Below are 25,773 nucleotides of genomic sequence, written 5' to 3'. Positions count from 1 at the left end.
ATCACCGCCAGCTGCGATTGCAGGCGTGCCGCCAGTTGCTCGGCACTGAATGACACTTGAGCCGCCGACAGGGCGTTGTGGCAAGTGTGTCGCGAAAGGCTTTTGCTCAGCGCAGCAGAGCTCTGAGCATTGGCGTCGCCCGAACTAGGCGGATCCGTTTGGACGCGCCACGGACCTAACCAGGGCCATAGGCTGAGCAGCAATATCGAGAGGGCGATGAGGTAGAACGGCAGTTTCATCCACTCAAGGAAGGACAAAAGCGCCAGCAGCGAGACCGCGTGCAACAGGCAGACATTGGGGTGTAGGCGGAAGGCAGGGCGCATCGATGGCCTCTTGTTTTCATCCGGTAACGAGCGAGTTGTACCCCTCTTGGCCACCAATGAACATAACTCCTTGGTAGCAACTGGCTTTTATCAAGCGGCATGGACTGTACGTCACGCCGCCCGGCATCCGGGTCTACCGGGTTAACGGCAGCACGCTGCCAACCTTAAACAGCTCTCTCGCGGGCCGATCGAACGCTCCGGATGCGTTCAGCGCGGCGCATCCGGCGCGGTCAGCGGCAGCCCAAGCTGTACTCGCCGCCGCAGCCATGGGCTCGGACGATAGCGAGGCTCGTGGCCGTAGCAGGCCTGCATGCCTTCCAGAATCGTGAGGATTCGTGCGGGGTTGTAGTGATCGGCGAATTCCAGCGGCCCCTTCGGATAGCCGAGCGCAACCGTCACGGCGCGATCGAGCGTATCCGGTGATGCGATGCCCTTCTGGGCAATTTCGCAGCCGAGGTTGACGATGCTGGCAATGATGCGCTGGCTGACGAAGCCCGGTGAGTCGTTGATCACCTCCACCGGCACGCCATCCGCACCGAGCGCCTGGCGCGCCTGCGCTTCCAGCGCCGGATCCAGCGCGGGCTGGCGCATCAGCACGCGGCGCTTATCGAGGTCGCTGAACGGGTCAAGGGCAATGGTACGCACGGCCGGTAGCGCCAGCCGCTCGATATAGTTACTGGCGTCCTCGCCCAACGGCGTGATCAGGCAGATCGCCTGGCTCGACGGATCGACGCCGTCTTCGAGCACCGCGCCGGCCTGTTGCAGGACCGCGCCAATATGGCTACGCAGTTCGGGCTCGATACTGTCGAGCCAGAACGGTCGATCGAGGGTCACCGGCTCGAAGCGAGGCTCCGGCGAGCGAATCTGCTGACCATTCTCGTAGCGGTAGAACCCCTGCCCGGTCTTGCGCCCGAGCAGCCCGGCGGCCACCCGCTGCGCAGCGAGATAGGACGGCGTATAGCGCGGGTCGTAATAGAACTGGTCGTGCACCGACTCCATCACCGCATGGGAAATGTCCAGTCCGGTCAAATCGAACAGTTCGAACGGCCCCATGCGGAAACCGGGACCGTCGCGCAGGATGCGGTCGATCTGCTCCGGCGTGGCAATGCCCTCGCTGAGGATGCGTTGTGCCTCGGTGCCGTAGGCCCGGCCGGCGTGATTGACCAGAAAGCCGGGCGTGTCGGGTGTGATTGCTGGAAAGTGACCGGCGTGCTCGGCCAGCTGCACCAGCCGCTCGATAACCGCAGGGTCGGTGCGCTCGCCGCGAACCACTTCGACCAGCTTCATCAAGGTCACCGGATTGAAGAAGTGGTAGCCGGCTACCCGCTCGGGCTGCGCGCAGGCGCTGGCGATGCGGGTCACCGATAGCGACGAGGTATTGGTCGCGAGCACGGCGTCGGCGGCGACCAAGCCCTCCAGTTCGACGAACAGGCTCTGTTTGGCCTCAAGGTTCTCGACGATGGCCTCGATCAGCAAATCGCAGCCGGCCAGTTCGGTCAGCTGATGGGCCGGCTGCATGCGTTCCAGAACCGCCGGCAATTCATCCGCACTCAAGCGGCCCTTGGCTACGCTGCGCTCGAGCAGTTCACGGTTGAATTGCAGCGCCTGCTCGATGGCTTCGGGACGACTGTCATACAGCCAGACCTGCTGACCAGCGCTGGCGAATAACTGTGCGATGCCGCGCCCCATGGCGCCAGCGCCGACGATGCCGATACGGGAAAACATACGAACCTCCTCGATGAAGATAGCGTTGCGACTGTTCGGATCCACCTTTAAAATTCCGCAGTGCGGAATAACATTTCGCCTTGATTGACCCAGAGCCTAAAGACTGCCAGTCTCCTTAGCAAGCCATCCTCGACCGAAACGCCATGTCCACTTCTATATATTCACCTGCGCAATTACAGCAGGTTCAGGCCTCCGTTACCGGCTTCTTCCAGGACATCGGCTGCCAACTGCTGGCTTACGGTCCGGAATACGCCGTCCTCGCGCTGGATCTGCTGCCGCGCCATCTGAACAATGCTAGCAACATGCACGGCGGGGTCATGGCGACGCTGATGGATGTCGCCATGGGGTTGTGCGGCACTTGGGAGCCGGACCCGGCCGAGCGCCGCGTCGCACTGACACTGTCCATGAACATCAATTTCAGCGCGCCCGCTGCTGCGGGCTGTCAGGTCAGGGCAATTGCCCGCTGCCGCTCGGCCGGGCACAAGGTATTCATGGCCAGCTGCGATCTGCTGGATGACCAGGATCGGTTGATCGCGTTCGGCGAAGGAGTCTTCAAGCGTGGCGCCCTGCGTCGTGAGCTGCCGGCCTAATGAGCGTGTTGCTGCCACTGGCGCTACTCTTCGAATTACTGGCGCTGATCACCCGACTGCAGCCGCTGAGTGTCGCCAGCGGCATCTTGCTGGCAGTGTTCTTCGTCTGGCATTGGCGTTCGCTGATGCCCTACCCGCGACGGCTGGCCATGGTCACCCTGGCTCTACTCGGTTACTGGTTGCTGTCCGGCGGGGCGAACTGGCAACAGGCTGCGCGCATGTTGTCATCGGCGGCTTACTACGCAGCCTTCATTGGCGCCCTTGGTCTGATGCACTGCCTGGTCAAGCGGCTTCGGCAGCTCAGCGACCTGCATCGCCTGTTGCTGGCGGGACCACGCGCGTGGCTCTATCCCGGTTACCTGATGAGCACTTTCGCGATCAGCTCGGTGCTCAGCTTCGGCATGCTCAATCTGATTTGCGGCTCGCTGGAAAACCACCTCGAACGTCGTGCCTACAGCGACGCCCAGCGCCACGAGGGCCGGCGCGGAGTAATGGTCACCGCGCTGCGCGGCTTCGCGCTGGTGCCGCTGCTGGCGCCGACCAGCGTCGCCGTCGCCATCCTAACCCGCGAGCTGCCTGGCCTGAGCTGGAGCGCACTGCTGCCGTTCGGGCTCATCGGCGGCATGCTCCTGTTGCTGTTCGGCTGGCCGACCGAAAACCGCCGTCTACAACAGTTGGCCGACCAACCTGTGGTCGATCCCTCGACGCAGTCTGGCGGCAGCTTGCGCGGCCTGTTCATCGGTAGCCTGATCGGCATCGTCTTGATTGCCGTGCTGGCCGCGCTGACCTGGCTTTCCGCCACCCAGGCCGCGATGCTGCTGGTCCCGCTCTCGGTGGTCGTCATCCTGCTCTGGCAACGAACAGCGCCGCGCCAGGTGTTCCGCGAGGTCAACGATACCCTGCTCGGCATGCGCAACGAGACGTTCATTTTCGCCAGTTCTGCACTGCTCGCCGGGCTGGTGGCGGCGATCTTGCCGGTGCATCACCTGGCCGATCACCTCGGCGATACCCCGCTCGCTCTGTTTGCGGTGGGCGCGGTGGGCACCCTGGCGATCATGGCGCTGGCGCTGCTGGGAGTCGCCCCGCTCATTTCGCTGAACCTGTGCGCGGCGCTGCTGGCACAGCTGGCGAGCCAGGGCCTTGCGGTGTTGCAGCCGGCAGTGGCGCTGCTATTCGGCTTCTCCCTGGCGATGCTGCTATCGCCCTACGGCCCCTCGGCATTGTTACTGGCGCGCCACGCCCAGCTATCACCCTGGCGCATCGCCGTCGGCTGGAACGGGCGCTTCGTGCTCAGCGTGCTCGTCCCGCTGCTGCTGGTACCGCTGCTGGCATGAGCAATGGCGCTCACATCCAGCCGTATTCGGCCATGGACAAGGGCTCGCCATCGCCAACGATGAAATGGTCGAGCACTCGCACGTCGATCAGCGCCAGCGCATCGCTGAGTTTGCGGGTCAATTGCCGGTCGGCCTGACTCGGCTCGGCGACGCCGGAGGGATGGTTATGAGTGAGGATCACCGCCGCCGCGTTCTGCGCCAGCGCGCGCTTGACCACCTGCCGCGGGTAGACGCTGGCACCGTCGATGGTTCCGTGAAACAGCACCTCGAATGCCAGCACGCGATGCTTGGCGTCGAGAAACAGGCAGGCGAACAGCTCATGCGGCTCATGTCGCAACCGCGCCTTGAGGTAATCGCGCACCGCCTGCGGGCTTTCCAGCGCCGAATCGCGACGCATGCGCTCGGCCAGGTGCCGGCGCGACATTTCCAGTACGGCCTGCAGCTGGGCGAACTTCGCCGGCCCCAATCCAAGGTGATCACTGAACGACTCAAGCTCGCTTTCCAGCAGCGCGCGCAGGCTGCCGAACTCGCTGAGCAGATGCCGGGCCAGATCCACGGCGCTCTTGCCGGCCACGCCGGTGCGCAAAAAGATTGCCAGCAGCTCCGCGTCGGAAAGAGCCGCCGCGCCGTGTTCCAGCAGTTTTTCTCGCGGGCGTTCCGCCGCAGGCCAGTTACGAATGCTCATGTCACCTCCATGTCGAGCGCGCGCCGCTCTAGGGGCGCTGTGCTATCTTAGCGGCCTTTTATTCACGACGACCGGCTCCCCGCCGGAACCAGTTCTCACCCGTAACAAGGCAGGCCTATGCAGCGGCTTTATCGTAAACGCATCGTCCTGGGCGTCGGCGGCGGCATTGCCGCTTACAAGAGTGCCGAGCTGGTTCGCCGGCTCCGCGACCAGGGCGCCGAAGTCCGTGTAGTCATGACCAGCGGCGGTCGCGAGTTCATCACGCCACTGACCCTTCAGGCCCTATCCGGCCATCCTGTTCATCTGGATCTGCTCGATCCGGCCGCCGAGGCTGGTATGGGTCATATCGAACTGGCGCGCTGGGCGGACTTGATTTTGGTCGCGCCGGCTACCGCTGACCTCATGGCGCGCCTGGCCCAAGGCGTTGCCAACGACCTGCTGACCACCCTTGTACTGGCCACCCACGCGCCGGTCGCGCTGGCGCCAGCGATGAACCAGGCGATGTGGGCCGATCCCGCGACCCAGGCGAATCACGTTCTGCTGCAGCAACGAGGCATTCGCATGTTCGGCCCCGCAGCGGGCAGCCAGGCCTGTGGCGACGTCGGAATGGGTCGGATGATGGAGCCCGACGATCTGGCCCAAGCCGCCGCCGATTGTTTCGAGCGCAGTCTGCTGACCGGGCTACATCTGTTGATCACCGCCGGCCCGACCCAGGAAAACATCGATCCGGTGCGTTACATCACCAATCACAGCTCCGGCAAGATGGGCTTCGCCCTGGCTGAAGCGGCCGCCGAAGCGGGCGCGCGCGTGACGCTGGTCGCCGGCCCAGTCTTCCTGCCGACACCCGACCGCGTGCAGCGCATCGACGTGGTCAGCGCCCGCGACATGCTCGCCGCCTGCGAAGCGGCGATGCCTTGCGATCTGTTCATCGCCGCCGCAGCCGTTGCGGACTACCGTCCAGAAGTAGTCGCGCCGCACAAATTGAAGAAGGATCCCACTAAAGGTGACGGCCTGCTTCTGCAGATGGTGCGCAACCCGGATATCCTCGCCACGCTGGCCGGTCGCCAAGATCGCCCCTTCAGCGTCGGCTTCGCCGCCGAAACAGAGAATCTGCTGGAATACGCCACGCGCAAGCTGCGCGACAAGAATCTCGATCTGATCGTCGCCAACGATGTGGCCAACCCTAGCATCGGCTTCAACAGTGAAGAAAACGCCGTCACGGTCATCGATCGCCAGCAGCACGAAACCCGTTTCAGCCAGGCCAGCAAAGGGCTTATCGCCCGCCAGCTGATCGCCTTCATCGCCGACCGTTTCCACAAGGCCTGACCGACCATGCACAAGCTCCAAGCAAAGATTCTCGACCCCCGCCTCGGCCGGGACTTTCCCCTCCCCGAATACGCCACCAGCGGCTCCGCCGGGCTTGATCTGCGTGCCATGCTGCAAGTGGACACCACACTCGAGCCAGGTCAGACCCTGCTGATTCCTACCGGCTTGTCGATTCATATCGCCGATCCGAATCTGGCGGCGCTGGTGCTGCCGCGCTCGGGGCTTGGCCACAAGCACGGCATCGTGCTCGGCAATTTGGTCGGGCTGATCGATTCCGACTACCAGGGCGAATTGATGGTCTCCTGCTGGAACCGCGGACAGACTTCTTTCAGCATCGCGGTTGGCGAGCGCATCGCGCAATTAATGCTGGTGCCGGTCATCCAGGCGCAGTTCGAACTGGTGAAGGAATTCGGCGACAGTGACCGCGGCACCGGCGGCTTCGGGCACTCTGGCAGCCATTGAGCCAGCCGTTTTCAGGACCATCAGAGGAGCTCCATGAAACGCTTCAAGCGCACAGCCAAGGACACCGGCATACTCAACCCGGCCGACACCGTACCCGCTCAGCCGCGCCGTAACGCTGGACTGAAGATGCTCATGCCCGGTCTGCTGCCGGGTTTGCTGGGGCTTGCGGCGGCCGGCGCGCTGCTCTGGGTCGCCCATCAGTCCAATCAGCGAGAGCACGCATCCGAACTGGCCCAGGCCTGGGGCCAGAGCCAAGCCTCGGCAGTGGAGCAAGCCCTTCGCCAATTGGCCGATGATGCTCGCTCAACCGCCAGCGATCCCCAACTGCTCGACGCCCTGCGCAGCGAACAGCCCGACCAGCTGCGCGCCGTCGAGCGTGAATTGAGCTACCGCGACGGGGTGGTCGATGCGCACCTCAGTCTACGTGGCCAGGCTCGGCAAAATCCCAATCGACCTGGCCCGCTGAATTTCGCCGCCCTGGACTTGTTGCAACGCGCCGAGAATGGCCAGCCGCCGATGCCCGAGGCGTTCAAGGTCGGCAATCGCTGGCTGCTGTACAGCGCCGTGGCGTTGCGCCCGGACCCGCAGCAGCCCGTGGTGGGCACCTTGTTGCTGGTAACCACTCTGGAACGCACCCTGTCGACCCTGCCGAAACTGCCTGGCGAAGCCGGACAGTTCCGCCTAGTCCAGCAATTCAGCAATGCACCAGCGCAGCTGCTCGCACAACGCGGCGGTAACGGCGTGGAAAGCGACGCGATTGCCCTGCCCTCCGCCAATCCCAACTGGAAGCTCAGCTTCCTGCCCGGCGCCGAGTCCAGCACCGCGTCGGCATCTCCTCTCTTGTTGCTCGCCGCCGCGCTGACGTCACTGTGCGGCCTCCTACTGGGCTTGCAGCTGGTACTGAGTACCCAGCAGCGGCGGCTTCGCGAAGATGTCATGCACTTGGGACAGGTGATCCAGGAACTCTCGACTGGCAAGGCCATCAAAACACCGACTTTGAGCCTGCCGGTGCTCGACGCGCTAGCCAAAAGTTTGGCCCGTCTGCCGCTGCGAACCGCCGGTACGGCGCCGACCAAAGCCACGGCGGTACCACAGCCGGCGGCCCGGCAAGCCCCATCCAACGAGCACGTCGATCCGTTGTTCCAAGACACCGATATTCTCGACATAGACATTCTCGACGAGGACCAGGACTGGCTTGGCCTCGACACCAAGGAGCGAGAAACCGCAATGAGCGCCCCGAAAGCCCCGCAACTGCCCACCAGCATCTTCCGCGCCTACGACATCCGTGGCGTAGTCGGCGACACCCTGACCAACGAAACCGCCTATTGGGTCGGTCGCGCGGTTGGCTCCGAGAGCCTGGCTCAGGGCGAACCCAATGTATCGGTCGGCCGCGATGGCCGCCTGTCCGGCCCAGAGCTGGTCCAGCACCTGATTCAGGGCCTGGTGGACAGTGGCTGCAGCGTCAGCGACGTCGGCATGGTGCCGACTCCGGTGCTCTACTACGCAGCCAACGTGCTTGCAGGCAAATCCGGAGTGATGCTGACCGGCAGTCACAACCCGCCGGATTACAACGGTTTCAAGATCGTCATCGCTGGCGACACCCTGGCTAATGAGCAGATCCAGGCGCTGCGCCAGCGCATTGAGACTGGCAATCTCGCAGAAGGCGTCGGCCAGGTTGAGCAGGTCGACGTGCTGGAAAGCTATTTCAAGCGCGTCCGCGACGACATCGCGTTGGCCAAGCCACTCAGAGTGGTGGTCGACTGCGGCAACGGCGTCGCCGGCGTGATCGCGCCGCAGCTGATCGAGGCACTGGGCTGCAAGGTGATCCCGCTGTTCTGTGACGTAGATGGCAACTTCCCCAACCATCATCCGGACCCGGGCAAGCTGGAAAATCTCGAAGACCTGATCGCCAAGGTCAAGTCCGAAAACGCCGACCTGGGCCTGGCCTTCGATGGCGACGGCGACCGCGTCGGCGTGGTGACCAATGCAGGCACCGTGGTGTACCCCGACCGCCTGCTGATGCTGTTCGCCAAGGATGTGGTCTCGCGCAATCCCGGGGCTGACATCATCTTCGACGTCAAATGCACGCGTCGCCTGACGCCACTGATCAGCGGCTACGGCGGTCGCCCGGTGATGTGGAAGACCGGCCACTCGCTGATCAAGAAAAAGATGAAGGAAACCGGTGCGCTACTGGCCGGCGAGATGAGCGGCCATGTGTTCTTCAAGGAGCGCTGGTACGGCTTCGACGACGGCATCTACAGCGCCGTGCGTCTGCTGGAAATTCTCAGCCAGGATAAGCGCACCGCCGAGCAGGTCTTTGCCGCCTTCCCCAATGACATTTCCACCCCAGAGATCAACATCAAGGTCACCGAGGAAAGCAAGTTCACCATCATCGAAGCGCTGCATCGCGATGCCCATTGGGGCGAGGCCAACATCACCACGCTCGATGGCGTGCGCGTCGATTATCCGAAAGGCTGGGGTCTGGTGCGCGCATCCAACACCACTCCGGTGCTGGTGCTGCGTTTCGAGGCCGAAACAGAGGAAGAACTCAAGCGCATACAGGAAGTCTTCCGTGCACAGCTTTATACTGTCGCGCCTGATCTCACCCTGCCGTTCTGATTTGCGGAGCCCTGCATGACCCTCAGCCGTGAAGCTGCCACCCAATTCGCCCAGGTCCTGTCCGAAGCGCTGCCCTACATCCGCCGGTTCGTCGGCAAGACGCTGGTGATCAAGTACGGCGGCAACGCGATGGAAAGCGAGGAGCTGAAAACCGGCTTCGCCCGCGACATCGTGCTGATGAAAGCTGTGGGCATCAACCCGGTGGTGGTCCACGGCGGCGGCCCGCAGATCGGCGATCTGCTCAAGCGTCTGAATATCGAAAGCCAGTTCATCGACGGTATGCGGGTCACCGACAGCCAGACCATGGATGTGGTGGAGATGGTGCTTGGCGGCCTGGTCAACAAAAGCATCGTCACGCTGATCAACCAGCATGGCGGCAGCGCCATCGGCCTGACCGGTAAGGATGCACGCCTGATCAGCGCGGAGAAGCTCAAGGCGACCCGGCAGACTCCCGGCATGAGCCAGCCGGAAATCATCGACATCGGCCAGGTTGGCGAAGTCACCGGGGTCAATGTCGGGGTGCTGGACATGCTGGTGCGAGGCGACTTCATTCCAGTCATCGCACCGATCGGCGTCGGTCCCGACGGTGAGTCGTACAACATCAACGCCGATCTGGTCGCGGGCAAGGTCGCCGAAGCGCTCAAAGCCGAGAAGTTGATGCTACTGACCAATATCGCCGGCCTGATGGACAAGCAGGGCAAGGTCCTCACTGGACTGACCACTACGCAGGTCGACGAACTGATCGCCGACGGCACCATTTATGGCGGCATGCTGCCGAAAATCCGCTGTGCACTGGACGCCGTCCAGGATGGTGTCCAGAGCGCGCACATTATTGACGGTCGCGTACCCAATGCGGTGCTGCTGGAGATCTTCACCGATATCGGTGTCGGCACTCTAATCACCAACCGCAAGTAACACCGGACCGCCAACAAAAAACCCAGCGTTTCATGAAAATGCTGGGTTTTTTATGCATCGCTATTCGGATTGACCGAGCAACTCGGCGACTCGTTGGCGCTCCTGAGCGAAGCGGGCTTCCGCGTGCTTGCGGGCCCGCTGATAACGCTCGATATCACGACGCAAGCTAGCCTGTTCCCTGCTGAGGTTGTCGATCTGCTTCAGCAGCGGCTTAGGCACCTCACGACCGGCACGCTCATGTCCTGCCGCCTGACTTTGCAGGTTGGCCTGCTGGGTGCGCAGCGACTGCAGATTGCTGCGCGTGATGCCGATGACGCTGTCGAGCTCCGAAAATTTTCGCACCTGTGCTCGCTCGACATCCCTGACACTGGCGTACAGGCGCAGCAGTTGAGCATCCGAGCTGGCACGAGCCTGCGCCTCGAGCAGGCGCTGGCGCTCTTCGGGGGTTGGCGCAGGTGGCACCACCCGAGTCACGCGCCCCTGATCGTTGAGGACCTCATATCCCTTGCCGATATGCTGGGGCGGGACGCCATGGCGATCGAGCACCACCACGCCTTTGTCGTCGACATAGCGATACAGGTCGGCCTGAGCAGCGGCAGCGCCCAGCAAGCCCAACAGCAACATCAACCTGCACCCTATCTGCATACATTCGCCTCTTCTTATTGACGCGCTCGGCGCAGCCACTCGAAACGCCCATTTATATTTGGACAACGCAGCTTATACAAACCGGCCAGACTGAACAGCAATAAGCACACCAACAATGATCCAGGCGTACAGAAACAGCACCGCAGCGACCCCGCGGTGCCATATCAACGGCGCTAAGCGAAATTTCTTTTGAAGCGCGACACAAAACGATCGTTATTCGTCAGTTGCTGACATAAAACAGAACATCCAGCTCAGGCCTCACGTCCAACAACGGACTACGCGACGATCAACTGGCTGATTGTCGAACAAGCCGCACTCAAATCCCGTACTGATCCCGGTAAGCCTCTACGGCCGGCAAATGCCGCTTGAGTTGTTCATCCTGAGCCAGGAAGTCCAGCACCTGAGCGAGGGAAACGATGCTCACCACCGGCATATCGTAATCGCGCTCCACTTCCTGAATGGCCGATAACTCACCCTGCCCACGCTCCTGCCGGTTGAGCGCGATCAGCACGCCAGCGGCCTGTGCGCCTTGCGCACGGATGATTTGCATGACTTCGCGAATGGCCGTTCCGGCAGTAATCACATCATCGACGATCAGTACCCGGCCGTTAAGCGGCGATCCCACCAGGGTGCCGCCTTCGCCGTGATCCTTGGCTTCCTTGCGGTTGAAGCACCAGGGCAGGTCGCGTTGGTGATGCTCGGCCAGCGAAATAGCCGTCGCTGCCGCCAGCGGGATGCCCTTGTAGGCCGGGCCGAAGATGACGTCGAAATCGATGCCGCTTTCGACGACCGCAGCCGCGTAGAAACGACCCAATTGAGCCAGCGCCGATCCGGTATTGAACAAGCCGGCGTTGAAGAAATAAGGACTGGTGCGCCCGGATTTCAGAGTGAATTCACCGAAGCGCAGAACGCCGCGTTCGATGGCGAAGCGAATGAAGTCGCGCTGGTACGCCTGCATGAAGAATATTCCCGGAAGACACTGGTTTAGCTAATGCAAAGAGCTTGGGTTATCATACACGCACGTGTTTTTAGGGGCCATTTATGCGGATTATCAGCGTCAACGTGAATGGCATTCAAGCGGCGGCACAGCGGGGACTTCTCAGCTGGCTGCAAGCGCAGAATGCCGATGTCATCTGCCTGCAGGATACCCGCGCCTCCGTAGTAGAACTTGACGATCCGGCTTACCAGCTCGACGGTTACTTTCTCTATACCGTCGACGCGGAAATTCCAGAACAGGGCGGCGTCGCGCTGTATTCCCGACTGCAGCCGAAGGCCGTGATCATGGGACTCGGCTTCGAAACCGCTGACCGCTATGGCCGTTATCTACAGGCCGACTTCGATAAGGTCAGCATTGCAAGTCTATTGCTACCAACTGGCCGCGGCGGTGACGAAGACCTGAACCAGAAATTCAAGTTCATGGACGACTTCGCCCATTATCTGGACAAACAACGTCGCAAGCGTCGCGAATACATCTATTGTGGCTCGCTGTATGTCGCCCATCAGAAGCTGGATGTGAAGAACTGGCGCGATTGTCAGCAGGCCACCGGCTTCCTCGCGCCGGAACGTGCCTGGCTCGACGAGATATTCGGCAACATGGGCTATGTCGATGCGCTGCGTGAAGCCAGCCGAGAAGGCGACCTGTACAGCTGGTGGCCGGATACCGAGCAAGCGCAAATGCTCAACCTGGGCTGGCGCTTCGATTACCAGATACTGACCTCGGGCATGCGCCGCTTCGTGCGCAACGCCCGCCTGCCCCGTCAGCCACGCTTCTCCCAGCACGCCCCGCTGGTAGTGGACTACGACTGGACGCTGAGCCTCTAAGCTGCAAGCGAGTCAGCATGGAAGCTGACGCCGAGACGCCTCTCAACTTCCCGTATCTATTAAGCTCAAGCTTGAAGCCTGCCGCTACCTGACGAACCGCCAGCAAAACGGGTAGCGATAAGGCTTGCCCTCGTTGGCGCGAATGCCGGCAATCACCACCAGCACCAACGCCACCGCGCTGATCAGCGCCATCAGTGGGAAGCCGATCAGAATCCAGGCGAGCACTCCGCAGATCATCAGCAGAATGCTGAACGTGATCTGGAAGTTCAGGGCTTCCTTACCCTGCTCGTCGACGAAGGGGTCCAGGTCTTTTTTCAGTTGCCAAACGATCAGCGGGCCCAGCACGTTGCCGATCATCGGTACCAGAAACCAGAAGAACGCCGAGTAATGACAGAACATTGCCCATTGCCGTGCTTTCGGCGAGGGCTGTGGAATCAGCTCTTGATCAGACATGGCGTTCTCCTTCTACTCAGTCGGCGAGTGCCGCTGACTGCAATGCAAATAGCTCTTTCATACCGTCTTGCGCCAGCGCCAGCATGGCGTTGAGCTCCGCCGGCTGGAATGGTGCACCTTCGGCCGTCCCCTGCACCTCGATGAAGCCACCGGCACTGGTCATCACGACGTTCAGGTCGGTTTCGGCCGCCGAGTCCTCCAGGTAATCGAGGTCTAGCACCGGCTCGCCCTGGTAGATGCCGACCGAAACCGCAGCGACCATTTGCTTGAGCGGATCACCACCTTTCAACCCGCCGCGCTTTTTCAGCAGCTTCAGGGCATCGACCAGCGCAACCATTGCACCGGTGATCGAAGCTGTACGAGTGCCGCCGTCAGCCTGAATCACATCGCAATCGATGTAGATGGTGTTCTCGCCCAGCTTGCTCATGTCCAGCGAGGCCCGCAGCGAGCGGCCAATGAGCCGCTGAATTTCCAAGGTGCGTCCGCCCTGCTTGCCCCGACTCGCCTCGCGCTGATTACGCTCGCCAGTGGCTCGCGGCAACATGCCGTATTCGGCAGTCAGCCAGCCCTGCCCCTGGCCCTTGAGGAAGCGCGGTACGCCGTTCTCGATGCTGGCGGTGCAGATCACCTTGGTATCACCAAACTCCACCAATACCGATCCCTCGGCATGCTTGGTGTAGTTGCGGGTGATGCGGATCGAACGCAGCTGGTCGGCGGCGCGGCCACTGGGACGCTTCATGGGACAATTCCTACTTCATGGATTCGGTTGCCCGGCATTATAGGCGCCTTTGATGCGGAGTTACGCGGCCAGTCGGCTGATCGGCCAAAGCGCTGGAGTTGACTGACCAACAACCAGCGCCACGCGGGGTCGTCGCGCTGGCCCATATCGCGCCTCATGCGTCTTCGCGCCGTTTTGATTTACAATCCTCCGCCTTTCGCATCGTACCGAGGGCTACCGCAATGATTCACAGCATGACCGCCTTCGCACGTGCCGAGGAGGCCGGCGCTCACGGCACCCTCATCTGGGAGATCCGCTCGGTAAACCATCGCTATTTAGAGCCGCACCTGCGCCTGCCCGACACCTTTCGTGATTTGGAGGGCTCTGTCCGTGAGGCACTGCGCAAGGGACTCTCACGCGGCAAAGTCGAATGCACGCTGCGCTTTGCCGAGGACGCTACGAACCGCTCGATGCAGGTGGACAGCCATCGCGCCAGCCAGCTGATCGCCGCAGCGGAAAGCGTTGCAGCACTGATCAAACAGCCGGCACCGATCAATCCTTTGGAAGTGCTGTCCTGGCCGGGCGTGCTGGTCGGTGATTCAGCCGACCCTCAGGTGCTGAACAACGCGGCTCTGAAGCTCTTTAACGCCACCCTGACGGAGCTGAAGAATGGCCGCCAGCGCGAGGGCGAAGAGCTTGCCCGCCTGATCAACGAGCGCCTCGACGCCATCACCGAGGAAACCGCCACGCTGCGCTCCCAGGTCCCGCAGATGCTTGCCGCGCAGCGGCAAAAAATCCTCGACCGCTGCGCCGAAATGCGTACCGAACTAGACCCTCAACGCATCGAGCAGGAAATGGTGCTGCTTGCGCAAAAAAGCGACGTGGCCGAGGAACTGGATCGTCTCGGCACCCATGTCAGCGAAGTGCGGCGAGTGCTGAAAGCCGGCGGCGCCGCTGGTCGGCGCCTGGACTTCCTGATGCAGGAACTCAACCGCGAAGCCAATACGCTCGGCTCCAAGGCGTTCGACACGCGCAGCACCCAGGCAGCGGTCAACCTCAAGGTGCTCATCGAACAGATGCGCGAGCAGGTTCAGAATATCGAATAGCAACCACGCCTGGCGCAGGATGCGACCGTCGCATATCCGTTCCGCCGGGCTTCATCAGGCAACCGTCCCAGAGAAATTCATGTCAGCCTCAACCGGTACGCTCTACATCGTTTCCGCGCCTTCCGGGGCCGGCAAGACCAGCCTGGTCAAAGCGCTGCTCGACGCGCAACCACAGGTTCGAGTCTCGGTTTCGCACACCACTCGCCCCATGCGTCCGGGCGAGGTGGATGGCGTCAACTACCACTTCGTCAGCCGAGAAGAGTTTCTCGAACGGCTGCAGCACGATGAGTTCCTCGAGCACGCGGAAGTCTTCGGCAACCTCTACGGCACCTCCCAGCGTTGGGTCGAACAGACCCTCGACGAGGGTTACGACCTGATTCTAGAGATCGACTGGCAAGGTGCCCAGCAGGTCCGCCGGCTGATGCCACAGGCCAAATCGATCTTCATCCTGCCCCCTACTCAGGAAGCGCTCCGCCAGCGCCTGACCAACCGCGGCCAGGACAGTGACGAGGTGATCGACAAGCGCATGCGCGAGGCCGTCAGCGAGATGGCTCACTACGTTGAATACGATTACCTCGTAATCAATGATGACTTCGCTCATGCATTGATCGATTTACAGGCGATCTTCCGCGCCAACCAGTTGCTGCAAAGCGCGCAACAAAAGCGCTTCGAGGGTTTGCTCAAGCAGTTGCTGGCTTAGGGCTGAAAGCTGCTTTTCGCTTTTACCGCTTCCCTAACAGCTGGTGATTTTTTAGACTATCCCGTCCGCTCGCCCACTCGGGCACGCTTTACGAATTTGATGAGGAACACCATGGCCCGCGTTACCGTTGAAGACTGCCTGGACAACGTAGATAACCGCTTCGAGCTGGTCATGCTCGCTACCAAACGCTCGCGCCAGCTGGCAACCGGCGGCAAGGAGCCTAAAGTGGCCTGGGAAAATGACAAGCCAACCGTGGTTGCGCTGCGTGAAATCGCCTCCGGCCTGGTGGATTACGACGTCATCGCCCAAGACGACATCGTCGACGACGAGCCGTTGTTCGTGCAGTACGAGGAAGAGCCCAACGAGGCCATCTGATTAAATGCCAGGTCGAAGTCGAGCCGCCAATACGGAGCCGCCCTGCCGGCGAGGAGCAATCCCTTGCTAGCCATAGACGCTCTTGCCGATCGCCTGTCGACCTACCTCGGCGCAGACCAGGTCAATCTGGTCCGCCGCGCTTACTTCTACGCCGAGCAGGCCCACGACGGCCAGCGTCGGCGCAGCGGTGAAGCCTACGTCACTCATCCCCTCGCGGTAGCCAACATCCTCGCTGACATGCACATGGACCATCAGAGCCTAATGGCCGCGATGCTGCACGACGTCATCGAGGACACCGGCATCGCCAAGGAAGCGCTCACCGCGCAGTTCGGCGAGACCGTGGCCGAACTGGTCGACGGGGTCAGCAAGCTGACCCAGATGAACTTCGAGACCAAGGCCGAGGCCCAGGCCGAGAACTTCCAGAAGATGGCCATGGCCATGGCCCGCGACATCCGCGTGATCCTGGTCAAGCTCGCCGACCGCCTGCACAACATGCGCACCCTGGAAGTGCTGGCCAGCGAGAAACGCCGCCGCATCGCCAAGGAAACGCTGGAAATCTACGCGCCCATCGCCAACCGCCTGGGCATGCATTCGATGCGCGTGGAGTTCGAAGACCTCGGCTTCAAGGCCATGCACCCGATGCGCTCCGAGCGTATTCGCGCCGCCGTCCGCCGAGCGCGCGGCAACCGCAACGAGATTGTCGAGAAGATAGAACAATCGCTGATCCACTGCCTCGCGCGCGAAGGCCTGGAAGGCGAGGTGGTGGGCCGCGAGAAACACCTGTTCAGCATCTACAAGAAGATGCGCGGCAAGCGCAAAGCGTTCAATGAAATCATGGACGTCTATGCCTTCCGCATCGTGGTCGACAAGGTCGACACCTGCTATCGCGTGCTCGGCGCGGTGCACAGCCTGTACAAGCCGCTGCCCGGCCGTTTCAAGGACTACATCGCGATCCCCAAGGCCAACGGCTATCAGTCGCTGCATACCACGCTGTTCGGCATGCATGGCGTGCCCATCGAGATCCAGATCCGCACCCGGGAAATGGAAGAGATGGCCAACAACGGCATCGCCGCGCACTGGCTGTACAAGTCCAACGAGGACGAAACCCCGAAAGGCACCCATGCCCGCGCGCGGCAGTGGGTCAAGGGCGTGCTGGAGTTGCAGGAACGCGCCGGCAATTCGCTGGAATTCATCGAGAGCGTCAAGATCGACCTGTTCCCCGACGAGGTCTACGTCTTTACCCCCAAGGGCAGCATCATGGAGTTGCCCAAGGGCTCGACCGCAGTGGATTTCGCCTATGCGGTGCATACCGATGTCGGCAACACCTGCATCGCTTGTCGTGTCAATCGACGCCTGGCGCCTCTGTCCCAGGCACTGGAAAGCGGCAGCACGGTCGAGATCGTCACCGCCCCTGGCGCACGCCCCAACCCCGCGTGGCTGAATTTCGTCGTCACCGGCAAGGCGCGCACGCATATCCGCCACGCACTTAAGCTGCAACGCCGCTCGGAGTCGATCAATCTGGGCGAGCGCCTGTTGAACAAGGTGCTCACCGGTTTCGAAACCAGTCTGGAAAGCATTTCGCCTGAGCGCATCAGGGCCGTGCTCAACGAGTATCAGATGGAGGTCATCGAAGACCTGCTCGAAGATATCGGACTAGGCAACCGCATGGCCTACGTCATCGCCCGCCGGCTGCTGTCCAGTGACGGCGAGCAGGCACCGAGCGCCGAAGGGCCGCTGGCCATTCGCGGCACCGAAGGCCTGGTGCTCAACTACGCCAAATGCTGCACGCCGATTCCCGGCGACCCCATCGTCGGTCACCTGTCCGCTGGCAAGGGCATGGTGGTGCACCTGGATACCTGCCGCAACATCGCCGAAGTCCGCCACAACCCGGACAAGTGCATCCAGCTGTCTTGGTCCAAGGACGTCACAGGCGAATTCAATGTCGAGCTGCGCGTCGAGCTGGAACACCAGCGCGGCCTGATCGCCCTGCTCGCAGGCAGCGTCAACGCCGCCGACGGCAATATCGAGAAGATCGGCATGGACGAGCGCGACGGCCGCATCAGCGTGGTCCAGCTGGTAGTCAGCGTGCATGACCGGGTTCATCTGGCCCGGGTCATCCGGAAGCTGCGCACCATCAAGGGTGTAATGCGGATTACGCGGGTTAAAGCGTAACCAGCTGGAAAGGGTGGCCACATCCACTGAGCTTCGTCTAGCATCGCGCCTCTACTTCCCGCTTCAGGCTTCCTGCTTGAAGCTCTCGACGAGGATCCCCCATGCCCCGCACCGTGATCAACACCGACAAAGCCCCCGCCGCCATCGGCACCTACTCCCAGGCGATCAAGGCCGGCAACACCGTGTATCTGTCCGGCCAAATTCCATTGGACCCCAAGACCATGGAGTTGGTGGAAGGCTTCGAAGCGCAGACCGTGCAGGTATTCGAGAACCTCAAGGCGGTAGCCGAAGCGGCCGGCGGCTCGCTGAAGGACATCGTCAAACTGAATATCTTCCTCACCGACCTGGGCAACTTCGCCACGGTCAACGAGATCATGAGCCGCTACTTCCAGCAACCCTACCCGGCTCGTGCTGCCATCGGCATCGCCGCGCTGCCGAAAGCCGCGCAGGTTGAAATGGACGCCATTCTGGTACTCGACTGAACCCCTGACCCGAGCGGACGCAGGGAGCGCGACTGATGGCAGTACCCCGACTTACGCCTCGCTTGCTGCTCGCGTTGGCCGGATTGCTCGCCGCCTGCGTTCTGTACCTGGCGGAACCGCTGATGCTGCAGAGCCTGCGCAACGGTTTGTTCGACCAGTACCAGCGCTGGCATCCGCGGCCAGCGCCGGCGCAAACACCGGTTCGGGTGGTCGACATCGATGAAGCCAGCCTTGCGCGCCACGGCCAATGGCCCTGGCCGCGCGATCTACTGGCGCAGTTGCTGGAGCGCCTGCAGCAGTCAGGCGCCGCCGTGGTGGTCTTTGATGTGCTCTTCGCCGAGGCCGACCGCAGCTCGCCACGCTATCTGCTGAAGCAGCTGGACCTCCCGCCCGCCTTGGCCGGCACGCTGAACGCCCTGCCCGACCACGATCACTTGTTCGCCGAGGTGCTCGAACGACAGCCCAGCGTCCTTGGCTTCGCCACCGCGCACTCACCGTCGCAGACCCGTCCGCTCAGCCGTTTCGGTGTACGACAGCGTGCGGATGCCACCCTACCGCGTTTCACCACCTACGCCGGTACCATCAGCGCATTGCCGCTGCTCGAAACCGCCGCGGCCGGCAGCGGCGCCATGACCTTTCACCCTGACGCGGACGGCGTCGTGCGCCGCGTACCGGTGATGATCCGCGTCGGTGATCAGCTGTTCCCCTCACTCATCGCCGAAGCGCTGCGGATCTATCTCGACCAACAGCTGTACCACATCGAGACCGCGAGCAATGGAGCGGTCGAACAGGTTGCAATAGGCCCGCTAACGCTCCCGACCAACCGCCGTGGCGAGCTCTGGCTGCATTATCACCGCGACATGAGCGCGCAGAGCCTGCCTGCGTGGCGCATTCTGGATGGCACGTCCACCGCCCCGCTCGACGGCAGCATCGTGCTGATCGGCAGCTCGGCTCAGGGTCTGCAGGATCTGCGCTTCAGCCCTCTTGGCGGGATGCTTCCGGGCGTTCAGGTGCATGCCCAAGCGATCGAACAGGCATTGACCGGCTCTCCGCTGCAACGTCCGTTCTGGGCTGGTCCGCTGGAGGCGCTGGTCCTGCTGCTCGCCGGATCGCTGCTCTGCGTCCTGATTCTCACCAGCGGCGCGCTCACCGCCGCCTGGATAGCGGCGCTAGCGATCGCGTTACTGAACATCGCGGCCTGGTGGGCCTACTCGCGCCATGGGCTGCTACTTGACGCCCTGACGCCCTCAATCGGTCTGCTGCTGGTCTATCTCGGCGCCAGCCTTGCGCGGCACCGCGCCAGCGAATATCAGCAGCGCTGGATACGTAATGCCTTCTCGCGCTATATCTCGCCGAATCTCGTCAAGCATCTGGTGCGTCATCCCGATCAGCTCCAGCTCAGCGGCGAACGCCGCTATTGCAGCTTCGTCTTCACCGATATCACCGATTTCACCACGCTGATGGAGCGCCACTCACCGGAGCGAGTGGTCGGCATGCTCAACGAATATCTCGAAGGGCTCATCCAGATTGCCTTCCGCCACCAGGGCACGCTCGAGCGCATCGTCGGCGACGGCATGGCCATTCTGTTCTCGGCGCCCCTGACCCAGGCCGACCACCAGGCCCGTGCCTTGGCCTGCGCACTGGAAATCCGCAACTTCACCCGCGCCCACGCAGCCGTTCAACATGCCGCCGGCATCCCGCTCGGCCGCACGCGCATCAGTGCACACAGCGGCGAAGTCGTCGTCGGCAATTTCGGTGGTGCCACCCTGTTCGACTACCGGGCGTTGGGCGATGCGGTCAACGTCGCGGCTCGCCTGGAAAGCCTCAATCGATATCTGGGCACCGATCTATGTGTTTCGGAGGCCATCCGTCTCGCCAATCCGGACGTGCCGATGCGCGCCATCGGCGATGTACTGCTCAAGGGCAAGACGCAGCCGATCCGCCTTTACGAGCCCTGCGAAACAGCCGTCGATCACGACTACGATGCGGCATACAGGTTATTGGCCGGTAAGCACGAACATGCTGCCGATGCCTTCGAACAGCTGTCTGCCGAGCGACCGGATGACCTGCTGGTGCGTTATCAGCTGCAGCGTTTGCGGGCCGGCCAGCGCGGCGAGTGCATTACGTTGACGGAGAAGTGAGGCGCTTCAGCGAACGCTGATTTCGACCCGGCGATTGCGAGGCTCGGACACCCCATCAGGCGTATCGATCAGCAGGTTGCGCTCGCCATGTGAGGAAACACGTAGATCGATCACTTCAATGGCTCGGCTGCGCAGCATGTCCGCAACCGCCTGAGCCCGAATTAAGCCCAGCTGCTCGTTCCAGTACGGGCCGCTGAGGGTATCGGTGTGGCCAATGACCGAGACGGCTGACGGACCACGCAGGCGGATCGCCTCGAAAACCTGCTCGACGGCTCGCTCCGATTCCTCGATCAGCTCCGCGCTACCGATCTTGAAATAAAGCTGGAAGCGCTGCGGCAGTGCCGGTTGAGCCGCCAACGCCGCCGAGAAATCGTGTGCGATCCGCAGCTGACCGACGTTAAACGGTCTGGCGGCCGAGGCGCCGCCGATGGTGACGCCTTGATGCGCCTGATCCAGCCGTGTCTGGCCTTTGGTATCATCGATCACCACAGCGCCAGTGGTGCCGTCAGGGCTTTCCAGCAGCACCACGTAATTTCCGGTCATGCAGCCCGAGAGCAATGCGAGACACAGCAGCGCGAAGATATATCGCAGCATCTTCACTGAGCGACCTTCACCAGAAAATGCGTACCGCGCACGCCGATGGTACCGGTTGGGGTTTTCAGTTCGACCGCCTCGGGCTTGAGCTTGGCGATGACCCCGGAAATGAAGTTCAAGGTGCCGCGGCTGATATGCCCGCTCAGGCGCAGCTCTTCGCGGCTGGGCTCGAAGGCATACTCATCCAGCGTGAATTCGCTGTTGGGACCGAAGGACATGACCGTGTTGTCGCTGAGCGTCACGCCCATCGCGCCGTCGGCACCGGTGCGCAACACCGCGCCGAGGATCACCGCCTGGCCGACTGCCGCATCGATGGTCTGGTCGCGACTGGTAACGGTCGCCTCGCCCTTCACCTTCATGATGTAGCCGACCGGCTCGACCAGTGCCTGCGCCTGCGCCTGCGCCAGAGGAGACAGCGCCAGCAGGCCTACGATCAGCAAAGGCCGGATGCGGCTTGTCATGGCGCGGCTGCTATCGCACATCATCATTTCAGTCTCCCTAGCGGATCGCCGATTGTCAGGCCTTCGTCCGCGGCCCCTTACGCAGCACCACGATCACGCCGACGTAAGCGTCAGGCCAGCGTCGGAGAATGCCGGATGGCGGTTGGCAATTACAAGCGCAACGGCCAGCAGAAGCCTCACGGTTGAGCGGGGCGAATCGACTAAGCCGAGGCGAAACGTTCGATCGACCGCCCAGGGCCGCCATCCCACAGATTCCGATCGGCGAGCTGATGGGTATCGACATAGCGCGGCGCGCCGTTGATCTCTTCCAGCTCGGTCATGCCGGCGAGCTGGTTGACGATGCGGTAGCGCTTGCCGACGGTCTTGTCTTGCAAGGGATAGAGGGCAGCGATCTGCTGCGCCAGTTCGGTCAGGGTGGACATGGTGCGGGTACTGCTCTGGGTACGAAAAGCCAGCCTATTTACTACGGATCACGCCCAATTGCGCGGCGCAGCCGACGTCTAGCAGGCCGCTCATCGGAACGGCTTGTCTTGAGGGCTGAAAACCCACCCACGCCTGTTTTTCACCATGCGCCCTACCTTCAGGCGGCCGATTGAGTCAGCGCCGTCCGCGACTTGCTCCACTTGTTCTAAGCACTGCCTCACGCGCTGCGCCGCGTTGGGACGGCCGTACCGGATTCGCACCATAGGCGGGCGCGCCGCGCTTGAGCCACAGGCTGATTGATAAGTCAGCAACCGAAAAAATCCGCTCGCAAAACAGGAAGTTAATTCGGACCTGATGCGTTCTGGCACACCCGATGCACCTTCAAACACAGGCGTTATGCCCTGTTAGTACAAGTTGCTCAACCGCCAAGGTGAAGACAAATGGACAACCGGAACAGCCTGCTTGCAACCTCGTTTCTCGGAACACTCATGGTGCTGAGCGGCCCTGCGGCAGCGGAAACCATCCGCGTCGGCATCGGCCACCAGAGCATGGTCACCAACACCGTCTCCGGCGGCGTTGTGCTGGAAAAGCTCGGCCTGCTGGACCAGTACTTGCCCAAAACGGGCAAATACAAGGATGCGGACTACCAGATAGAATTTCGCGACTACGATTCGGGCCCGCCGATTACCAATCAGATGCTGGCCGGCAAGCTCGACTTCGGCGTCATGGGCGATTACCCACTGATCGTCAACGGTGCCAAATTCCAGGAAACCGGCAAACAGCAGACCCGGTTCATCGCCGTGACCGGATACAACCTCAAGGGCACCGGCAACGGCATCGTGGTGCCGGCAGCCTCCTCCGTGCAGAGCCTCCAGGATCTGGCCGGCAAAAGCCTGTCCACGCCGGTCGGCAGTGCAGCATGGGGCATGACGCTCAAAGTCCTTCGCGATGCCGGCCTGTCGGATAAGGTCACCCTGGTCAATCAGTCGCCACCCGTAGGTGCAGCCAACATCGCCGCGGGCAAGATCGACGCGCATGCCGACTTCTGTCCCTGGTCGGAAATCATGGAGTTCCGCGGTACTGGCCGGAAGATCTACGACGGCAGCGAGGCAGGCATTCCGACATTCCACGGCATCGTGGTTCGCGAGGAATTCGCCGAAAAATATCCCGAGGTGGTCGAGGGCGTGCTCAAGGCGACGATCGCCGCACAGAAGTGGATCAGTGAAGACCCGATGCGTGCCGCCACGCAAGTGGCCGAGTGGACCGGCGTCGACAAGGAAGTGCTCTACCTCTACTTCAGCGACGGCGGCATCTCGACCATGGAAGCGAGCATCAAGCCGCAATGGGTCGATGCCATGAAGTACGACCATGGCCTGCTGCAAAAGGAAATGCAGATTCCCGACCTCGATTTCGCCACCTGGATCGATGACTCCTACCTAAAGAAGGCCTATGCCGCGTCAGACCTCGATTACGACGCGATGGTGCAGAACGTGGTCAGCCCCACCCCACGTGCGCCAGGGCGCAAGCCTGCGGAAATCTGGTTCGCTGAAAAAGGCGTCGTTGCCTACGACGACACCGCCGCGATGCTTGCCGCAGAAGAAGCGGCCAAGGGCGACGGCACCGCCATCAACGCCACTTACGTCTACGACAACCTCACAGGGCTGAAGCTGTTCGGCAAGGCGGCCTACCTGATCAAGGACCCGAGCGGCGAAGTGCTCGCCTTCATGAAGAAAAGCGACTCCGAGCGACATATCGCCGAAAGCGGCGGCGTGCCGCTGACCGCCGTGCAACCGGTCGCGATGTTGCCCTGATCCGCTCGTATGCGCCGCAGAGCGCACATCAACCTGAGCCGAGGAGCGTAGCCATGAGTGTCAAGCCGAACCCCGTGTTCGATTCAGCCACGGCGGTGCCCGCAGCGGTAGCGGCGCCTGCGCTGGAAGTTGCAGCAGCGCCCAGCCCGTCCGCTGCGCTGAGCGCATCCGCCAATGGCCTGCCGCGCCGCCGCCTGCCAGCCATGACCGGTCGCTATCTGGTGCGCATCGCCGCGCTGCTTATGGCGTTGGTGATCTGGCATTTCGCCGCCAGCAGCGGCTTCAACTTCTTCATCAACTTCGAGAACGTGCCGACCCCGCTTCTGGTGGGTGAGGCACTGGTCACTCAGCTGTCCAGCTCGGAGTTCTACCTGCACATCGCCCACAGCATGGAGCGGATCGCCATCGCGTATGCCTACGCCGTGGTGCTGGGCGTGCTGACCGGTGTAATGATGGGCCGCTCACGCTGGGCCGAAGACATCATCCTGCCGTACATCGAGCTGTTCCGGCCGATTCCGGCAGTGGCCTGGATCCCGCTGGCGATCCTGATGCTGCCGACGGAACAGTCGAGCATCGTCTTCATCACCTTTCTCGGCGCCTTCTTTCCCATCGTGCTGAATACCGTGCACGGCGTGGAGCAGACGCCCGATGTACTGGTCCGCGCCGCGCGCAGCCTCGGCGCCAGCAAGAAAGCGATCCTCTGGCACGTGGTGATCCCAGGCGCCATGCCGAGCATCGTTGCCGGCCTGGCGATCGGTATGGGCGTGGCCTGGTTCTCTTTGCTGGCTGGCGAAATCATCAGTGGCCAGTACGGCATCGGCTACTTCACCTGGACCTCCTACACCCTGGTCAAGTACCCGGAAATCATCATCGGCATGCTGACCATCGGTGGCCTCGGCACCCTTTGTACCCTGCTCGTTCGTAAGGCCTGCAACCCGCTGCTGCACTGGCAGGCCAAGGGAGGTCGGCCATGAACAGCGCCGTACAAGACAACCGCCTCGCCGTGCTCGATCACAGCCGGCTGCGGGCGAAGGCCAACGCCAAAGGCGACGGTCGCGGCCACATCAGCGTGCGCAACCTGCACATCGAATTCGACTATCAGGGCGGCAAGCGCGCCGCGGTACAGGACGCGCAGCTGGATATCCGCCCCGGCGAGTTCGTCTGCCTGCTTGGGCCGTCCGGCTGTGGCAAATCAACGCTACTCAACGCCATGGCCGGCTTCGTCAATCCGACTCGAGGCGAGCTGAGCATCGATGGCAAGGCGGTCGATTCACCCAGTCCGGATCGCGGCATGGTGTTCCAGCAGCATTCGCTGTTCCCCTGGAAAACCGTGCGCGACAACGTCGCCTTCGGCCCGCTGATGGCAGGCGCTTCACGCAAGGAAGCGTCCAGCGTGGCGCGCACCTTTCTGTCGCTAGTGGGGCTCGCCGCGTTCGAGGACGCCTATCCCTCGACTCTATCCGGTGGCATGCAGCAACGCGTCGGCATCGCCCGCGCGCTGGCCAACTACCCCAGCGTGCTGCTGATGGATGAGCCCTTCGGTGCGCTGGATGCACAGACACGAATCATGATGCAGGAGAACCTGCTGGAGATCTGGCGCGAGTTCAAGAACACCGTGGTGTTCGTCACCCACGACATCGACGAGGCCGTGTTTCTCTCCGATCGCATCGTGGTGATGAGCGCCAGCCCCGGCCGGATCATCGCCGACATCAAAGTCTCGCTGCCTCGGCCGCGCGAGCAGAGCCTGCTCACCAGCACCGAGTTCATGGACTACAAGCGCCAGTGCCTGGACCTGATCCGTCAGGAAACCCTGCGCGCTTTCCAGCAGCAGAACGGAGGCTGAGCCATGCGCGAATCCCGACGTTTTTCGCCAACGCTCGACATGACCTGTC

25 protein-coding genes are annotated in these 25,773 nt (G+C 62.2%); 16 read left to right on the top strand and 9 right to left on the bottom strand.

Annotated elements, in window-relative coordinates:
• Positions 1 to 530 precede the first annotated feature (530 nt).
• A complete protein-coding gene (locus E0D86_RS18235) occupies positions 531 to 2,048 on the bottom strand; it encodes a 3-hydroxyacyl-CoA dehydrogenase (RefSeq protein WP_131651455.1) in 1,518 nt (505 codons plus the stop codon).
• 143 nt (positions 2,049 to 2,191) lie between these two features.
• Between E0D86_RS18235 and E0D86_RS18230 the strand changes: the two genes are divergently transcribed.
• Together E0D86_RS18230 and E0D86_RS18225 are read left to right on the top strand one after the other, a co-directional pair.
• On the top strand, positions 2,192 to 2,638 hold the full coding sequence (locus E0D86_RS18230) for a PaaI family thioesterase (RefSeq protein WP_131651454.1): 447 nt from the start codon (positions 2,192 to 2,194) through the stop codon (positions 2,636 to 2,638).
• Complete coding sequence (locus E0D86_RS18225; RefSeq protein WP_131651453.1) at positions 2,638 to 3,972, top strand: hypothetical protein; 1,335 nt, start codon at positions 2,638 to 2,640, stop codon at positions 3,970 to 3,972. Before E0D86_RS18230 ends, E0D86_RS18225 begins: the two co-directional genes overlap by 1 nt.
• Before the next feature lie 10 nt (positions 3,973 to 3,982).
• Here E0D86_RS18225 and radC read toward each other — a convergent pair whose 3' ends face one another.
• On the bottom strand, positions 3,983 to 4,657 hold the full coding sequence (radC, locus tag E0D86_RS18220) for a DNA repair protein RadC (protein WP_131651452.1): 675 nt from the start codon (positions 4,655 to 4,657) through the stop codon (positions 3,983 to 3,985).
• Between the two features lie 117 nt (positions 4,658 to 4,774).
• On the opposite strand from radC, the gene coaBC reads away from it, so the two are divergent.
• The 4 genes from coaBC (at position 4,775) to argB (ending at position 9,979) form a co-directional block, all read left to right on the top strand.
• A complete protein-coding gene (gene coaBC, locus E0D86_RS18215; RefSeq protein WP_131651451.1) occupies positions 4,775 to 5,983 on the top strand; it encodes a bifunctional phosphopantothenoylcysteine decarboxylase/phosphopantothenate--cysteine ligase CoaBC in 1,209 nt (402 codons plus the stop codon).
• Between the two features lie 6 nt (positions 5,984 to 5,989).
• A complete protein-coding gene (dut, locus tag E0D86_RS18210) occupies positions 5,990 to 6,445 on the top strand; it encodes a dUTP diphosphatase (protein WP_131651450.1) in 456 nt (151 codons plus the stop codon).
• Positions 6,446 to 7,672: 1,227 nt separating this feature from the next.
• A complete protein-coding gene (gene algC / locus E0D86_RS21500) occupies positions 7,673 to 9,064 on the top strand; it encodes a phosphomannomutase/phosphoglucomutase (RefSeq protein ID WP_218568033.1) in 1,392 nt (463 codons plus the stop codon).
• 15 nt (positions 9,065 to 9,079) lie between these two features.
• Positions 9,080 to 9,979 carry an acetylglutamate kinase gene (argB, locus tag E0D86_RS18200; RefSeq protein ID WP_131651448.1) on the top strand — a complete coding sequence of 300 codons (900 nt, stop codon included), beginning with the start codon at positions 9,080 to 9,082 and terminating at the stop codon, positions 9,977 to 9,979.
• Positions 9,980 to 10,039: 60 nt separating this feature from the next.
• On the opposite strand, the gene E0D86_RS18195 is transcribed toward argB, so the two are convergent.
• Positions 10,040 to 10,603, bottom strand: coding sequence for a DUF4124 domain-containing protein (locus tag E0D86_RS18195; RefSeq protein WP_131651447.1), 564 nt, complete (start codon positions 10,601 to 10,603; stop codon positions 10,040 to 10,042).
• A 337-nt stretch (positions 10,604 to 10,940) separates the two neighbouring features.
• Complete coding sequence (gene pyrE / locus E0D86_RS18190; RefSeq protein WP_131651446.1) at positions 10,941 to 11,582, bottom strand: orotate phosphoribosyltransferase; 642 nt, start codon at positions 11,580 to 11,582, stop codon at positions 10,941 to 10,943.
• Positions 11,583 to 11,665: 83 nt separating this feature from the next.
• Here pyrE and E0D86_RS18185 point away from each other — a divergent pair, with 83 nt between their 5' ends.
• On the top strand, positions 11,666 to 12,445 hold the full coding sequence (locus E0D86_RS18185; protein WP_045160384.1) for an exodeoxyribonuclease III: 780 nt from the start codon (positions 11,666 to 11,668) through the stop codon (positions 12,443 to 12,445).
• 84 nt (positions 12,446 to 12,529) lie between these two features.
• Here the strand turns inward: E0D86_RS18185 and E0D86_RS18180 are convergent, their stop codons facing one another.
• Positions 12,530 to 12,898, bottom strand: a complete 369-nt coding sequence (locus tag E0D86_RS18180) for a DUF4870 domain-containing protein (RefSeq protein WP_131651445.1) — start codon at positions 12,896 to 12,898, stop codon at positions 12,530 to 12,532.
• Between the two features lie 16 nt (positions 12,899 to 12,914).
• Complete coding sequence (rph, locus tag E0D86_RS18175) at positions 12,915 to 13,637, bottom strand: ribonuclease PH (protein WP_131651444.1); 723 nt, start codon at positions 13,635 to 13,637, stop codon at positions 12,915 to 12,917.
• A gap of 221 nt (positions 13,638 to 13,858) precedes the next feature.
• Between rph and E0D86_RS18170 the strand changes: the two genes are divergently transcribed.
• The 6 genes from E0D86_RS18170 (at position 13,859) to E0D86_RS18145 (ending at position 20,592) form a co-directional block, all read left to right on the top strand.
• Positions 13,859 to 14,722 carry a YicC/YloC family endoribonuclease gene (locus tag E0D86_RS18170; RefSeq protein ID WP_131651443.1) on the top strand — a complete coding sequence of 288 codons (864 nt, stop codon included), beginning with the start codon at positions 13,859 to 13,861 and terminating at the stop codon, positions 14,720 to 14,722.
• Between the two features lie 79 nt (positions 14,723 to 14,801).
• Entirely contained in the window at positions 14,802 to 15,422 is a 621-nt protein-coding gene (gmk, locus tag E0D86_RS18165) for a guanylate kinase (RefSeq protein WP_131651442.1), read from the top strand.
• 111 nt (positions 15,423 to 15,533) lie between these two features.
• The gene (gene rpoZ, locus E0D86_RS18160) at positions 15,534 to 15,797 is read left to right on the top strand and encodes a DNA-directed RNA polymerase subunit omega (RefSeq protein ID WP_131651441.1); all 264 of its coding nucleotides are present in this window, start codon (positions 15,534 to 15,536) and stop codon (positions 15,795 to 15,797) included.
• Positions 15,798 to 15,860: 63 nt separating this feature from the next.
• Entirely contained in the window at positions 15,861 to 17,969 is a 2,109-nt protein-coding gene (gene spoT / locus E0D86_RS18155; RefSeq protein WP_131651440.1) for a bifunctional GTP diphosphokinase/guanosine-3',5'-bis pyrophosphate 3'-pyrophosphohydrolase, read from the top strand.
• A 101-nt stretch (positions 17,970 to 18,070) separates the two neighbouring features.
• Complete coding sequence (locus E0D86_RS18150) at positions 18,071 to 18,451, top strand: RidA family protein (RefSeq protein ID WP_131651439.1); 381 nt, start codon at positions 18,071 to 18,073, stop codon at positions 18,449 to 18,451.
• Positions 18,452 to 18,486: 35 nt separating this feature from the next.
• On the top strand, positions 18,487 to 20,592 hold the full coding sequence (locus tag E0D86_RS18145; RefSeq protein WP_131651438.1) for a CHASE2 domain-containing protein: 2,106 nt from the start codon (positions 18,487 to 18,489) through the stop codon (positions 20,590 to 20,592).
• 6 nt (positions 20,593 to 20,598) lie between these two features.
• On the opposite strand, the gene E0D86_RS18140 is transcribed toward E0D86_RS18145, so the two are convergent.
• The 3 genes from E0D86_RS18140 to E0D86_RS18130 all read right to left on the bottom strand — a co-directional run bounded on the left by E0D86_RS18140 (position 20,599) and on the right by E0D86_RS18130 (position 22,069).
• Complete coding sequence (locus E0D86_RS18140) at positions 20,599 to 21,186, bottom strand: OmpA family protein (protein WP_131651502.1); 588 nt, start codon at positions 21,184 to 21,186, stop codon at positions 20,599 to 20,601.
• Positions 21,187 to 21,188: 2 nt separating this feature from the next.
• The gene (locus E0D86_RS18135; RefSeq protein WP_165914259.1) at positions 21,189 to 21,647 is read right to left on the bottom strand and encodes a FecR domain-containing protein; all 459 of its coding nucleotides are present in this window, start codon (positions 21,645 to 21,647) and stop codon (positions 21,189 to 21,191) included.
• 200 nt (positions 21,648 to 21,847) lie between these two features.
• Positions 21,848 to 22,069, bottom strand: a complete 222-nt coding sequence (locus E0D86_RS18130; RefSeq protein ID WP_131651437.1) for a hypothetical protein — start codon at positions 22,067 to 22,069, stop codon at positions 21,848 to 21,850.
• A 441-nt stretch (positions 22,070 to 22,510) separates the two neighbouring features.
• Between E0D86_RS18130 and E0D86_RS18125 the strand changes: the two genes are divergently transcribed.
• Genes E0D86_RS18125 through E0D86_RS18115 form a run of 3 tightly spaced genes read left to right on the top strand, consistent with a single transcriptional unit; the run spans position 22,511 to position 25,724 of the window.
• A complete protein-coding gene (locus E0D86_RS18125; RefSeq protein WP_131651436.1) occupies positions 22,511 to 23,881 on the top strand; it encodes an ABC transporter substrate-binding protein in 1,371 nt (456 codons plus the stop codon).
• A gap of 53 nt (positions 23,882 to 23,934) precedes the next feature.
• A complete protein-coding gene (locus tag E0D86_RS18120) occupies positions 23,935 to 24,855 on the top strand; it encodes an ABC transporter permease (protein WP_131651435.1) in 921 nt (306 codons plus the stop codon).
• Positions 24,852 to 25,724, top strand: coding sequence for an ABC transporter ATP-binding protein (locus E0D86_RS18115; RefSeq protein ID WP_131651434.1), 873 nt, complete (start codon positions 24,852 to 24,854; stop codon positions 25,722 to 25,724). Before E0D86_RS18120 ends, E0D86_RS18115 begins: the two co-directional genes overlap by 4 nt.
• Positions 25,725 to 25,773 lie beyond the last annotated feature (49 nt).

Source organism: Pseudomonas sp. IC_126 (assembly GCF_004331835.1).
GTDB lineage: Bacteria > Pseudomonadota > Gammaproteobacteria > Pseudomonadales > Pseudomonadaceae > Stutzerimonas.
The sequence above is the reverse complement of the archived record's forward strand: the minus strand, read 5'-3'. Positions and strand labels throughout refer to the sequence as shown.